This is a genomic window from Anaerobacillus sp. QJM3NY_32 (assembly GCF_056173645.1).
This window is the reverse complement of sequence record NZ_CM149684.1, coordinates 2079149-2093184: the sequence shown is the minus strand read 5'-3', so window position 1 is coordinate 2093184 and position 14036 is coordinate 2079149. Positions and strand designations below refer to the sequence as shown.

The following is a 14036-nucleotide window of genomic DNA, read 5'->3' as shown; positions in this document are numbered from 1 at the left end:
GATTTATGGAAATACTGGAGATAAACTAAGACCTGCTGTCTCAGAATAGCCAAATCGTAGATTCATATTTTGTACCGCTTGACCAGCAGCACCTTTCATCAAATTGTCAATCACCGAGATGATCGTTAAGCGATTTGTTCTCGGATCTACAGAAAGACCAATATCACAGTAGTTAGAACCGGAAACACCTTTTGTGGAGGGCCATTTCCCTTCAGGCATCACGCGAATAAAAGGATGATCTTCATAGATTGATTGGTAAAGATCAATCACTTCTGCTTCGGATCGATCATGAGATAGATTGACATACATGCTGCACATCATCCCTCTTGTAAGCGGGACGAGGTGAGTAGAGAATGATACATTTACATTTTCACCGATTTGATTCGAAATGACTTGTTCTATTTCAGGGATATGCTGATGTTTGCCAAGTTTATAAGCTGATACATTTTCATTAACTTCAGAGTAATGGGCTGTCAGACTCGTTTTACGTCCTGCGCCTGAAAGTCCCGACTTTCCATCTATGATTAAAGACGATGGATCAGCCCATCCTTTTTGAATAATTGGAAGAATACCTAGTAGCGTTGCCGTCGGATAGCATCCTGGATTGGCAATTAAATTTGCGGATTTAATGTCTTCTGAATAGTATTCTGATAATCCATATACCGCTTCTTCCAAAGCTCCTTCTGGTGGAGATGAATGGTTATACCACTTTTCATATAAATCTCCACTCTTTAATCGGAAGTCTCCGGATAAATCGATCATTGGAACACCCGTATTTAGTAGTGAAGGAACAGATTGACTGCTCACGCCAGCTGGTGTTGCGAAGAAGATAACATCTGACTCGGAAGCAAGCTTCTCTGCATCAAGTGCTTCAAACTGACTTACTTGTATATTCGTGAGATGTGGGAAAACATCATGGACATTTGTTCCTGCGTTAGATGGAGATACAATTGTATTAATTTCTACTTCAGGGTGACTAAGCAATAAGCGAATTAATTCAAGGCCGCTATATCCGCTAGCACCGACTATACTTGCTTTCACTATTTCCACTCCCTCTTTCATTGCTTATTGAATGATTATACATATATAAGTATATATATATACAACAGGTTTTTTATTATTTTTTCAAATTTATGAATTTGTCACAACGTATTAACAAGCGCAACTTGTTTATCATCCTGATAAAGAGTGTGTTAGGTGAGAAAATTAGTTCAAAAAAAGCATGCCCCTATGAAAGGCATGCTTAAAATTACTTCATTTCAAATTCAAATGTTAGTTTTTTCTCATCCGGGCTCCATACAAGCGCGGCATTAAACGTCCCTTTTTTACTTTTCAGCCCTTTGATTACATTGGATTTTCCTTCAGTTAGAATTTTTTTAGCGTTCGTTTGCGAAATAGGTTTACCAAGAATTCGTTTGGAGATTGTAAACGGGCAACTTGTTTTAGCATAACTACTACACCCAAATAATTTCCCCTTATCCAGTACGTCAGAACCGCAAAGTGGGCATGTGCCAACCTTTTTTCCTAGTGATTTTTTGGATGGCTGTGCTTCTATCTTAATATCTTTTAAATCCCATGATGCAGAAGATTCAACTGCATCGGAGGTTAGCTTCGCTGCAAGTTTCTTCACAGATTCCATGAACGCTTGTGGAGAAGCCTCGCCACTTCCAATTTGTTTTAGCCGCTGCTCCCATTTCGCTGTCATTTCAGGACTTGAAAGAACGGCATTTCCGATCGAATCGATCAATAACATGCCTTTTTCCGTTGCATATACCTGGTTTTTTACAACATCGATGTATTTGCGATCTTTGAGCATTGTGATGATTCCCGCTCTAGTCGCTTCAGTCCCAAGTCCTTCTGTGTCTTTCAAGATCTTCTCAAGAGATTCATCATCTAGATGCTTACCGGCCGTCTTCATCATTGTAATAAGCTGTCCTTCAGTAAATCGTTTTGGCGGCTGTGTTTTGCCTTCTGTTACTTCTACAGATACAACTTTACCTTGTTCGTTCTTTTCAATAGGTGGTAACTCTTCATCCTTCTGACTCGATGGGATAATTCGTTGCCATCCTTCCTGAATTCGCACCTGTCCTTTTGATTGGAATAGGGCTCTATTATCAACGAGGGTGAGCACAGTTGTATAATCGACAATCGATGCCTCTTCGTGCGCCGCTAGTAAACTTCGTGCGATTAAATCATATATTTTAGCTTCATCACCTGATAATTTATCCAGGTTTGGCACCTGTTCTGTTGGAATGATCGCATAGTGATCACTTACTTTCGCAGCATTCACAAATCGCTTGTCCTTTAAGAGCGAGTCACGTTTTAGTGGAAAATACTCTTGATAAGCTCGCTGCTTCTGAAGCTTTGATAAAATCGAAGGGAATTCTGCCGCTTCATCCTTGGTGACAAAACTAGAATCACTTCTTGGATACGAAATGTTCCCCTTTGTGTAAAGCTTCTGAGCAATATCCAACGTTTTTTTCGGTGAAAATTTATAGCGCTTGTTGGCAGTAGACTGAAGAGATGATAGTTGATACAAGAAGGGAGCTTTGTACTGCTTCCGTTCTTTCTTAACCTCACTCGCTAAACAGTCCTTATTTTCACAAAATTGAGCAATGGCTTGGGCCATTTCGGGCGACTCAAGTCTCGTTTGATCTTCATTGGTCCATTTTCCAACAATCATTTTTCCATTGTAATCAAATGTGCCCTTCACTTCCCAAAACGGCTCTGAATTAAAGTTCGCAATCTCTTTCTCTCGTTGAACGACTAATGCTAGTGTAGGCGTTTGAACCCTTCCTGCAGAAAAAACATCCTGTAACCCTTTTTGTTTAAAAAGAAGTGTATACACGCGTGAGGCGTTAATTCCTACGACCCAATCTGCACAAGATCTTGCATAAGCCTCGTAATAAAGATTACGCGTTTCTGTTTCTTCTAACAGTGATTGAAATCCTTCTTTTACTGCACGTTCTGTTAGTGAAGAAATCCAAAGTCGCTTCATTGGTTTCTTGCAACGAGCCTGATTCAAAATCGTACGGACGATGAGTTCACCCTCTCTCCCAGCATCACCCGCGTGAATAATAGATCCTACTTCTTTTTTGTTAACGAGTTCTTTAATGACATTAAATTGTTTCCATTTTCCTTTCGTTACCTGATATTGAAATTGTGTCGGAATCATCGGAAGGGTTTGAAGAGACCACTTCTTCCATGAAGATTCGTATGTTTCAGGTGGAACGAGTTCACACAAGTGTCCTACAGCCCAAGTCATATAGGCTCCATCAGGAAAATCAGGATTAGGTTTAATATAGAGATATCCTTGTTTTTTTTCGGTTGGATAAGGGGCGGCAAGACGCGTTCCCTGATCTGGCTTTTCGGCGATAATACAAACAGCTGCCAAAGGTAACATTCCTCTCTCAAAAAAATACGCTAGCTATTAGTATATCGTACATGTGATCGTATATGGTAGTAGGTGTTTTAACGTTCCTAACTATATTCAACTATCGCTAAGGCGCTTGGATCAAAAGGATCCTGACGAATGCTAGTAGATGGAATTCCGAGCAGCACGTTTTTATTATCAGATTGAACCGCTTCCTCTTCTATGACAATTGATATGTTTTCATGAACAAGGCTCACAATTTTAGGGCCATCCTCTTTTGATACCTCGAAATTCAAAACTTTCGTACAAAAGGCTAGCGCTTGTTTCATATTAGGTACTTTCACGGTTACACACTCACGTTGTTTAACAATAAACCCCCTCCTTTTTAGATCATCCCTATAAAATTCCATATAAAGAAGACTTCCCCCTTCTTTTTGTCATAGCATTAGTTCTAAGGTCGATTCTCTATTGATTCACAAATCAACATGTCCACTAAAAAAGTCAACAAAAAAACTTCCAATCGCTATTTTCTTTCAGTAAGCGATTGGAAGATGAGACTCCATCAATATTAAAGAAGGACACTTTTCTCTATTTCTCTCATTTGATAGAAATAGCCCTTTATTTTCATCAATTCTTTATACGTACCACTTTCTACGATTTGCCCTGAATCCATTACGATAATTTGATCCATTTGTTCAAGATTGTTTAAACGATGACTGACCAGTAGAAGCGTATCCTCTTTCGCTTGTTCAAAAAGATGCTTGAGAATTGACCTTTCAGTAAGAAGGTCGACTGAGGAAGTCGGTTCATCTAATAACCAGACTCGTTTACCCTTTAAGAAGGAACGGGCGATAGCGAGGCGCTGTTGCTCACCACCAGAAAGGTTCGATCCTTTTTCGTGCACGCTATAATCGAGAGAAAAGTGTTCTAGCTGGACAGCTTGAAGACTTTCCATTAACTTTTCATCGGATAATGACTCTCCGGCTAGAAGCAAATTATCACGAATCGTACCTGAAAAGAAATGATTTTGTTGCAGGACGACATTCGTCTTGCTCCAGATATTCTCTTCGGAAAGCGATTGAATGGAACGATCATTCATCTCTAATGCGCCACTTCCCTCAAAGAACTTTAAGAAAAGTTGTAATAGAGTCGATTTTCCAGAACCACTTGGTCCAACAATAGCCGTTTTTCCTCCTGCTGGAATATGAACCGTTACATTAGTTAATGACTTTCGTATTTCATTTGGATAAGAAAAAGTGACATTTCTTGCCGACAGAGAAAAAGCTTTCTCATTCGGAAGATCCACCTTTTCTTTCTCTTCCACCCTTGACTTCCCTTCTACAGATGACAGTCTTTTCGAAGCTACTATGCTATCTTGCAAATAAGCAGGCATGATAGCCAATGGCACTGCGTTCTCAAAGGACGTTAAAGAGATCAGGACAAGCATGGCGAGAAACACGCCATCTAGTTCTCCCGTTATGACAAGATATGAACCGATCCCAATAACACTCCAGGTTACAAATAAAGACACAAATGAATTAACGGCTTGATGAAGCACTTCTGCTTTTCCTTCTTTGCTTTGAGCAATCCCATAGTCGTTGGATTTTGTTTTAAGATCGCTTTTCTTTCCTTCAACCTCACTCATGATTTTCAAATCACGATAACCAGCGAAAAACTCAGCTGAATCAGCAGCAAATTCTCCTCTACTTGAACGAACCTTTCGATCCTTTTTTCGAATACTCCACGCAAAGTAACCCGGAATCACAATCCCTGTAAAAATTACTCCAAGTAACATTAGAAGTGCAATTTCGAAAGAATAGAATAGCGTAAACCAAATCGTAACAAGGAATATGAGAATAAAAACTATAGGTGGATAAAAAACGCGAAGGTAAAAATGCTGCAGTCGATCAATATCTCCTACAATTCTACCTAGCAGATCTCCACTGCGATATCTCTGTGACAACCCTGCCGCTATTGGCTCAAGCTTTTTATAAAAGGAGACGCGCATGTTGCTTAAAATGGAAAACGTCGCGCGATGAGAATATATCCTTTCAAAGTAGCGTCCAGCTGCGCGGGCAAGTCCAAAAAATTTCACAACAGCTGTTAAAATCGCTAATGCAAACACAGGTAACGATAAGGCTGCCTTCGAAATTAAATAGCCGCTAGAAGCAAACAAGGCAACAGCTGTTATTCCCGCAATAAAACCAAATAATATTGAGAGGAGGATATCCCGTTTTTCTGTCAGCATCTCACGCCATACAAATGCTAGCTCTCTCATAAAGTGACCTCCGCCTTCTGCGTATCAACCATATCACGATACAACTCACTTGAAGCGTAAAGCGATTCATCGGTTCCTTCCGCGATCAAGTTTCCCTTATCAAGGAGTATAATATGATCGGCATTTCGTATTGTATGGATACGGTGTGCTACAGTAATCATTGTTGCGTTTTTTGATAGTTCTTTGATCGAAGTATGAAGAACTTTCTCTGTATATAAATCAAGTCCCGTTGTTGGTTCATCAAATAAAATAATCTCTGGTTGTTTTATAAATGCTCGAGCAAGCGCAATTCTCTGCTTCTCTCCTCCAGATATCCCTCTTCCGGATTCACCAATAACCGTCTCATAACCATTTTCAAGAGAAGCAATAAACGAGGAAATACCAGCTTTCTCAGCCGCCGCTTCGATTTGTATTTTATCCCTACTTTTTGATCCAATCGCGATATTTTCAGCGATCGTTCCAGTAAACAAATACGGGTTTTGTGATATAAAGCTTATCTTTGAAAACCAGCTTTCTTCTTCTAAACTTGTTAGGGGAATTTCGTCGGCGGTAATGGCACCTTCTTGAGGTGGAAGCAATCCACCAAGCAAATTCAAAAGCGTCGATTTTCCAGATCCACTCCGACCAATCACGGCCGTATTGCTATAAGGTTTAATAGTTAGATCAATAGAGGATAACCCAAATCCACTCTCCTGATAGCGATATGAAACGTTCTTAAACGCCAACAGTGGTGGCCTCTCCTTCGTTTCAAGTAATCGATCTCCCCATTTCATTTCGTCACTTTCACGATGAAGTTCTTCACTTACCTTTTTCATTGCACTCATGCTACCTCTACCAGTATGAAAAGCACTGCCTAGTTCCTTTAGGGAAAGATAGAACTCAGGAGCAAGCATAAGAAGGAAAAAGGCTGTAGCAAAAGACATGCTATTAAACACAATGAGACGAAGACCAATCTCAAGAGCGATAATCCCAATGCTTAACATTGAAATAAGCTCAAGCATAAGGGATGAAACAAACGCAACCTTAAGAACTTCGAGCGTTGCATCTCGATAATTCAAGCTGCTTTCTTCCATAATCGAGCGATATTTCTTCGATTGACGAAACAAGTTCAACGTAGTCAAACCCTGAATTGTATCAAGAAAGCGACCAGAAAAAACGGTCATCTGCTCTAGCTTCTCCTCGGATTTTTTCTGAGTACGAATGCCGATAATAATATAAAAGAGTGGAATGAATGGAGCCGTCACGATCATTATTAGCCCTGTTTCAATATGCTGAGTTGAAACTGCGATTAGAATAAAAAAAGGAATAACCGCCGTTTTAAACACTTGTGGAATGTATTGACTATAATAGGAATCAATCTCATCCACCGCATCTAGTAAAACGCTCACTTTCTGTCCAGATTGACCCTGGTAAGACGTTAGAAGTGCGTCTCGAGAAAATTTATTCAAAAGCGCTTCTCTTATTCTTTGTTTTACAATAGCGGCCATGTTAACGCCTGCTTTTCCCATTAAATAAGATACGCAAGGGCGTAGCGCCATGACAATCAGTAAGCCAATGAGATACGATGAAATGTCTGAATATGCTAGTTTTTCAATAAATACCCGATTCACTATTTCTACTGTAAGAAAAGCCTGTACAATAATGGATGCGCCAATCATAAGAGCACCTAAAATCATAAACAAGTGTGTGATTTTAAAACCTGAAGCATACGCTTTAAGTTCGTTCTTCACCTGATCCCCCACCTTTAGTTTCACAACAAACATACGTTTGTGAAATATTTCACATTAATTCTTAATTCCTATTGTACGACTTATACAAAGGAGAAGCAAATACTACGCAGCGATTATTTTTACAATTAAATGAACGAAATCTGTGCTAGAGTCATCGAGCCACTACTTATTCAATTGAGGCATTCTTAGATTTAGCATTCTTCCTTATTTCCTATTTGCTATAATGAAAGCAGCAGGATAAGAAATGGAGGATTAGCGTGGAACACGAACCTGAATTTGAAAAAACGCGTAAAAATACACACAAACGAAATAAATTAAAGCATTTATTGATTTCTTTTACTCAACCATTACAATCCTTCTTTAAAACCATATGGAAAGGAGCTTCTTACGGCGCTCTTCATATGACAATGCTGCTAATCTTTTCGATTGGGTTTGATTTTCATACTGGACTGGGTCAAATAATGGACGTTATTCTTTTCCTATTAATTGCAGTTGTCAGTACACTGCTCACCGTTAAGATTGGTACATGGTTCATAGAGCATTTCAAAAGATTACCCTCTCTTCTCATTGCAAGTATTGGAGTCTCGCTTGCTATAACCATTTATACATTAGATCAATTTCGTCAATTAGAGAACATCCTTCCGCTCTCCTATCTCTTAATTGCAGTCGGTATCATCCTTGGCGCTATGTTCGGATACCCTCTTTCTAAAGGCATCAAAAAGCCAATGTCTATGATCATGCTACTGTTTGGTGTTTTAGCAACGTCAGCTTTTTCATACTGGTTATTCACACCTGGTTTAATGAATGATCGTCTCTCTATTAATGTAGAGCCGCTCTCACCTGTTAGTGATAACCCTTCAGAATACGGCTCATTTGATGTAACTACTTATACATATGGAAGTGGAAAGGATAAGCAACGTCCTGAATTTGGGGAGCAAGTAGATATTCAAACGATGTCAGTTAACGCTTCAAGTATGGTTGGAGAATGGTCCAAAGAACGCGAGTGGTTCTGGGGCTTTAAAGACACCAATGTGCCACTTAATGGACGTGTATGGGTGCCTAAAGGAAATGGTTCTTTTCCTCTTGTCCTTATTGTCCATGGAAACCATAAGATGGAGGACTTCTCAGATGAAGGCTACAATTATTTAGGTGAGTTACTCGCTAGTCGTGGCTTTTTAACAGTATCAGTAGATGAGAACTTCTTCAATTCATCATGGTCTGGTGGCCTCGCAGGAGACATTAATGGACGCGCTTGGTTGCTGCTTAAACATATTGAAGAAATGGAGAAATTATCTTCTCAAAAAGATAATCCATTATTCAACAAAGTGAAGATGGATCAAATTGCTTTAATAGGTCATTCTCGCGGTGGTCAAGCTGCGATTTTAGCAGCAAAATTCAATGACCTTGATCGTTACCCAAATAACGGGAACATGACTTTTGATTTCCATTATAATATTGAATCTGTTATCGCACTTGCACCGACGGATTATCAAACACTTTCAGATCGAAAAATCGAAGTGGATGATGTCAATTATTTATTACTTCAAGGTTCTTATGATAGTGATTTATCGGAATTCGAAGGCGACCGACAGTATAATGGGATTGATTTAACTGGCAGTAAAGAAGCTATGAAAGCAGCCCTTTATATTGATCGCGCCAATCACGGACAATTTAACACAACGTGGGGAGAAAACGATACGTATTTCCCTTTCACGCTTTTATTAAATAAAGAGCCTCTTCTTAAAGGCACTGAACAACGACAAATAGCCCGCACATATGTCGCTGGCTTTCTTGAGGCGACGCTTCATCAAAATGAGTCCTATCAACCGATGTTTGAGGATTATCGCTATGCTCTCGAATGGCTACCTGATACAACATACATTAGTAAATATGAAGATCCTTCGTATCATATCTATAGCACCTTTGAAGAGGACGTTGATGTCACAACAGCGACATCTCCCTATATCACCATAGAGACTAATAGCTTGCTGCAATGGTATGAAGGAGAGCTTGAATTTCGACGCGATAAAGAAAGAGGTACTCATGGGGTCTTTTTGAAATGGGATCATTCCTATTCAAAGAACGGCACATACAAATTAAATTTCAAGAAAGCCCTTCAGGATCCATTTGCTTATACAATGAACAGTTCATTAACATTCACAGCAGCAAACCTTTCAGATCCATCTGACCAGCAACCTGTTGATTTCACAATCACGGCTAGTTCAGATAACGGAGCATCCGCTAGTGTTAAGCTGAGTGACGTCATGCAGTTGCAAGGTGTTCTTCCTATTCAACACACAAAAACAAAATACTTTGAAGAAGGACGTTATGGTGAACCTACTGAACCGGTTCTCCAAACCTTTAATATTCCGATGCAGCGATTCTTAGAAGCAAACAATGCCTTTAATCCGAAGAAGATGAATGCTCTTACATTCGAATTTAATGCATCAGAGAAAGGAAAAGTCTTTATTGATCAAATAGGTGTCAATCAAGGTGATTAACTAAAAAAGGCCTTCCCTCATGACAATGAGAGAAAGCCTTTTTTCTATTATGAAATTTTGCAAGAAGACTGTCCACGCTTAGCAAGATAGCTTTGATGATACTCATCTGCACGATAGAATGAAGTGATTGGTACAATTTGCGTCACAACTGGTTTTTTGAAGCGTCCAGATCGCTCGAGTTTTTCTTTTGCAATCAATGCTATTTCTGCCTGCTCATTTGAGTGGTAAAAGATCGCTGAGCGATAGCGTGTTCCGACATCTTCTCCCTGTTTGTTTAAGGAGGTTGGATTATGATTTTCAAAGAAAACTTCTACAAGTTCTTCATAAGAAATGAGAGAAGGATCATATTCAACTTGTACGGATTCGGCATGGCCTGTTAATTCAGAATAAACATCTTCATAAGTTGGATTAATCGTCTCTCCTCCTGTAAACCCTGCTGAAGTTGAAATAACACCGTTCAATTGTTGAAATAGCGCTTCTACTCCCCAAAAGCACCCTGCTGCAAATGTTGCTTGTTCCACTATGACCACTCCGTTTCCTTTTCTCTGTATGGTTTTATTTGATCGAGCATATATGTTTTCTAATTCATTTAGTGATAACATATAAAGTTGCTTTTCACCCTTCTTATATATCCCTTGTGAGAGAAGGGTCTTAATAAGCTGTTGTTTTCTTGCTTCGTTATCCATTAGTGTATGCAATATCAGTCTCTCCCTCTACTAAAACATATTTCCAAATGAGGGTGCATAAAAAAACCCTCATCTGCTCGAACAGAAGAGGGTTTGGATAGACCGAGCCTCTTCTCATTTTTCGACTTTCGTCGCAGGAATTAGCACGGTTCCAATTGAACATAAGTTCATAGGTCCGTTGCCGAGGTATCTAAGGGCCAGTCCCTCCACCTCTCTGAATAAGAAGATCCTTTAAACAAAGGATTATTAAGTTAGTCCCAATAATAAATGGTTTTAAAACGGATGTCAATACAAAAGTACTCATAAAAATAATTATATTACAAAAGAGATAACAAAGTAGCCAGCTGCTGCTAATCCCGCCGCTAATAAAGCTGGGCCAAGCTTAAATTTCGCATATGTCATAGGATTCAACTGCAAGATCCTCGCAACTGTATTCGTATTGTCACTTAGCGGAGAAGCAAAAGCACCAAATGTCCCACTCGCAAACACGGCTCCAATGACAACAGGTAGATCTGCTCCTGTAGAATACCCTAATGAAATACCCAGCGGCATTAAAATTCCCCATGTGCCCCATGATGAGCCAATAAAGTATGAAATAAACGCCCCAACGAGAAATAAGACTGGTGGTACAAATAAAGTAGGAATCCAATCAAGGTTTGAGGTAACAAAAGACGAGAAGCCAAGAGCTTCTGTTGAAGCTGCTAAGCCCCAAACGACAGTAAGCAAGACGATGACCGGCATCATCTCGTTACCACCTTCGATAAAATAAGTAACAAGGTCCTTTAAAGAAAAACGCTGAAATAAATAGAAAATGAACGTTAAAAGTACTGTAGTGAGAAGTGCAAAGACCATCGCGTCCAGGACATCTGCCTCAATAAACGCCTTGATTAAAGAAGTAAACCCCTTCTTATAACCACTCCAATATGTAAGAAGAAGTGTTAGGAGAATAACTCCTCCAAGAGGTATTAATAAATTCATCGGTTTCGTAGGAAGATCCTTCGCCACAGCTGGATGACAATCTTCCCATTGATCATCAAGCTTTTTTTCCACATTACCTGCGTCTGTAGCTGGCGTTTTTCGATGATGGAAAAAACTCAAATAAAAGCCAATCAATAAAATACTAATCGAAAAAAAGTTGTAAGGGATACTTTGAAGAAAGTAACGATAGCCATCTCCTTCAATGCCTTCTGCTTTTAGTGAAAGCTGCACAACAGATGACATATAGCCGACAAAAGCGGTAGCAATTGGCATTAAGACAATAACTGGAGTTGCTGTCGTTTCTATCACAAATCCAAGCTCCTGAGGAGTGATTTTCACTTTATTTAAAAGAGCTTTCATGATTGGGGCTACCGTTACAATGCGGAAACTAGGAGCACTAAATGTTCCTAGCGTTGACACCCACGTCAGAAATAACGCTCCTTTTTTTGAGTTGATTTTGGATGAGGCAACTTGAACAAATCCTTTTATCCCACCAGTATATTTCATCAATCCGATTAAGCCCGTAAACATATATAGAAAAAGGACGATTTTAACATTATTTTCATCTTTCAAACCAGTCATAATAAATTCATAGAACTGTTGTAAACCAATGATCAATCCAGGTTTGTATATAAATGATGCTGTTAGCAAACCCGCCGTTAATCCGGGGATCACTAGTTTTGTTTTCATCGCAATGATAATGACAACGATAAACGGAAAAATGGATAACCAGGCCATTAGCGTCGCCCTCCTTAAGCTCTAGTTTGCTCTCTAGAGAACGACCTATACTACGGGAACCGATAATGTTGATTCCTCATTCGTCTGAGCAAGTGGAGTTGCTCGAAGTCATTGGTGCCATATGGTTTAAATAAGACAAATTGAACATCGTTCCTTAACTTATTCATACAAAAAAGCCAGAGCTCAGTGCTCTGGCTATTTCTTTTTTAATGCGCTATTGTATTTTAATCTATTGATCGATGCAGCTCCAATTCCAAACATAGCTGTTCGTAATTCGAACTCAATTCGCTTTAATTGATCTGATAGCGCTTCTTCACTATCATCTACTGCATTTTCAAGTAATGCCCTACCAAATCCGGACACATCCGCCCCGAGAGCAATAGCTTTAGCTGCATCCACACCATTTTTTAGTCCGCCACTTGCAACCATCGGGACATCGGGATGCTGTTTCCTTACATCAATAATACAATCAGCTGTCGGGTTACCCCAATCTTGAAAAGCTTCGGCAGCTTGTTGTCTTAATGTTTGATGGGAACGAAAACTTTCAACTTGAATCCAGGATGTTCCACCCGCTCCAGCAACATCAATAAAACTGGCACCTGCACTTATAAGACGCTGAGCACTCTTCGCATCGATTCCCATGCCAACCTCTTTAATACCGAGTGGAACAGGGATCGCTTTTGCTACTTCTCGAATTTTATCGATTAAATCTTGGAAATTTGTATCACCCTCAGGTTGGAATACTTCTTGTAATGGATTTAAATGAAGCAGAAGCGCATCAGCTTGAATGAAGTCAATCGCTCTCTTACACTCTTCTACTGTAAAACCATAATTGAGTTGAACAGCTCCAATATTGGCTAGTATAGGAATGGTTGGTGCATGTTTTCTTACGTCAAATGAATAAGCGGATTTCGATTCTTGAATAGCGGCACGCATTGAGCCTACACCAAGCGCCCAACCATGTGCTTCAGCAGCTTTGGCAAGACGTTTATTAATCTCCCAAGATCGCTCTGTACCGCCGGTCATTGAGCTGATCAGAAATGGCGTCTTCAATTTCTTATTAAGAAATTGAGTGGAAATATCGACTTCATTATAATCAATTTCTGGTAGTGGATTATGCTTAAAACGATATTTTTCTAACCCCGTCGTAAGTCCCTGTCCTTCCACGTCTTCCGTTAGACAAATATCAATATGTTCGTTCTTTCTTTTTTCGGTTTGATCAAACCCCAAGTGTTCCAATGGAATTCCCCCTGCGCTGCTCTTTTTTCAACTGTCGATGTAATAATGGTTTTAACCTGAGTCGATTGTACCTTTGTATAAGAATAAATGGAAGATTAACTATTAAAGAATACCCAACCATTACTAAACCAATACTCAAAGGATTCCATAAGAAAAACAAGAATGAAGGTGGTATGAGAAGCCAATGGGTCACCTCTGCACGTCTTGTCTCTAAGATAAATTTCCTTATATAAGAAGAAGTGAGCGTTTTGAGTTCTTTCTTCCGAAATCCTCCTTTAAACACATCTCCCCCATCAGGTAGTATTGTTTTCCACTTCCTTATCTGGATACGATCATACACTTTCAGTTCCCATTTCTTATTTTGTAACATTGATTTTTTAGATTCATAAAAGGAATCTGGCAACCGAAGGCAAATATAAGAGATAGAAACATGAATGATCAGCCAGGCAAAAATATTCACTAAGATTAACCCTACGATCGATAAGTGGATGACCTGCATACACATTCCTCGTT

Annotated in this window: 10 protein-coding genes and 1 riboswitch; of the genes, 1 reads left to right on the top strand and 9 read right to left on the bottom strand. The window is 39.5% G+C overall.

Annotated elements, in window-relative coordinates:
- Positions 1–3: 3 nt before the first annotated feature.
- The 5 genes from argC to cydD form a co-directional block, all read right to left on the bottom strand.
- Positions 4–1062, bottom strand: coding sequence for an N-acetyl-gamma-glutamyl-phosphate reductase (argC, locus tag AC0VYH_RS11185; protein ID WP_475367376.1), 1059 nt, complete (start codon positions 1060–1062; stop codon positions 4–6).
- Positions 1063–1249: 187 nt separating this feature from the next.
- On the bottom strand, positions 1250–3394 hold the full coding sequence (locus tag AC0VYH_RS11180; protein WP_475367375.1) for a DNA topoisomerase III: 2145 nt from the start codon (positions 3392–3394) through the stop codon (positions 1250–1252).
- Positions 3395–3480: 86 nt separating this feature from the next.
- Complete coding sequence (locus tag AC0VYH_RS11175; protein ID WP_475373752.1) at positions 3481–3783, bottom strand: hypothetical protein; 303 nt, start codon at positions 3781–3783, stop codon at positions 3481–3483.
- Between the two features lie 158 nt (positions 3784–3941).
- Positions 3942–5651: a thiol reductant ABC exporter subunit CydC gene (cydC, locus tag AC0VYH_RS11170; protein ID WP_475373751.1), complete on the bottom strand. Its 1710-nt coding sequence runs from the start codon at positions 5649–5651 to the stop codon at positions 3942–3944.
- Complete coding sequence (gene cydD / locus AC0VYH_RS11165) at positions 5648–7381, bottom strand: thiol reductant ABC exporter subunit CydD (RefSeq protein WP_475367372.1); 1734 nt, start codon at positions 7379–7381, stop codon at positions 5648–5650. The genes cydC and cydD overlap by 4 nt, the downstream gene beginning before the upstream one ends.
- A 257-nt stretch (positions 7382–7638) precedes the next feature.
- Between cydD and AC0VYH_RS11160 the strand changes: the two genes are divergently transcribed.
- The gene (locus AC0VYH_RS11160; protein ID WP_475373750.1) at positions 7639–9882 is read left to right on the top strand and encodes an alpha/beta hydrolase family protein; all 2244 of its coding nucleotides are present in this window, start codon (positions 7639–7641) and stop codon (positions 9880–9882) included.
- A 47-nt stretch (positions 9883–9929) separates the two neighbouring features.
- Here the strand turns inward: AC0VYH_RS11160 and msrA are convergent, their stop codons facing one another.
- The 4 genes from msrA to AC0VYH_RS11140 form a co-directional block, all read right to left on the bottom strand.
- Positions 9930–10580 (bottom strand): peptide-methionine (S)-S-oxide reductase MsrA, encoded by a 651-nt coding sequence (msrA, locus tag AC0VYH_RS11155; RefSeq protein ID WP_475367370.1) that lies wholly within the window; start codon positions 10578–10580, stop codon positions 9930–9932.
- 99 nt (positions 10581–10679) lie between these two features.
- A riboswitch (SAM riboswitch) is annotated at positions 10680–10793 on the bottom strand.
- An 87-nt stretch (positions 10794–10880) separates the two neighbouring features.
- Positions 10881–12284: a Na+/H+ antiporter NhaC family protein gene (locus AC0VYH_RS11150; RefSeq protein WP_194221612.1), complete on the bottom strand. Its 1404-nt coding sequence runs from the start codon at positions 12282–12284 to the stop codon at positions 10881–10883.
- Between the two features lie 195 nt (positions 12285–12479).
- Positions 12480–13523, bottom strand: a complete 1044-nt coding sequence (fni, locus tag AC0VYH_RS11145; protein WP_226613046.1) for a type 2 isopentenyl-diphosphate Delta-isomerase — start codon at positions 13521–13523, stop codon at positions 12480–12482.
- Positions 13504–14022 carry a glycosyl-4,4'-diaponeurosporenoate acyltransferase CrtO family protein gene (locus AC0VYH_RS11140; RefSeq protein WP_194221611.1) on the bottom strand — a complete coding sequence of 173 codons (519 nt, stop codon included), beginning with the start codon at positions 14020–14022 and terminating at the stop codon, positions 13504–13506. The genes fni and AC0VYH_RS11140 overlap by 20 nt, the downstream gene beginning before the upstream one ends.
- Positions 14023–14036 lie beyond the last annotated feature (14 nt).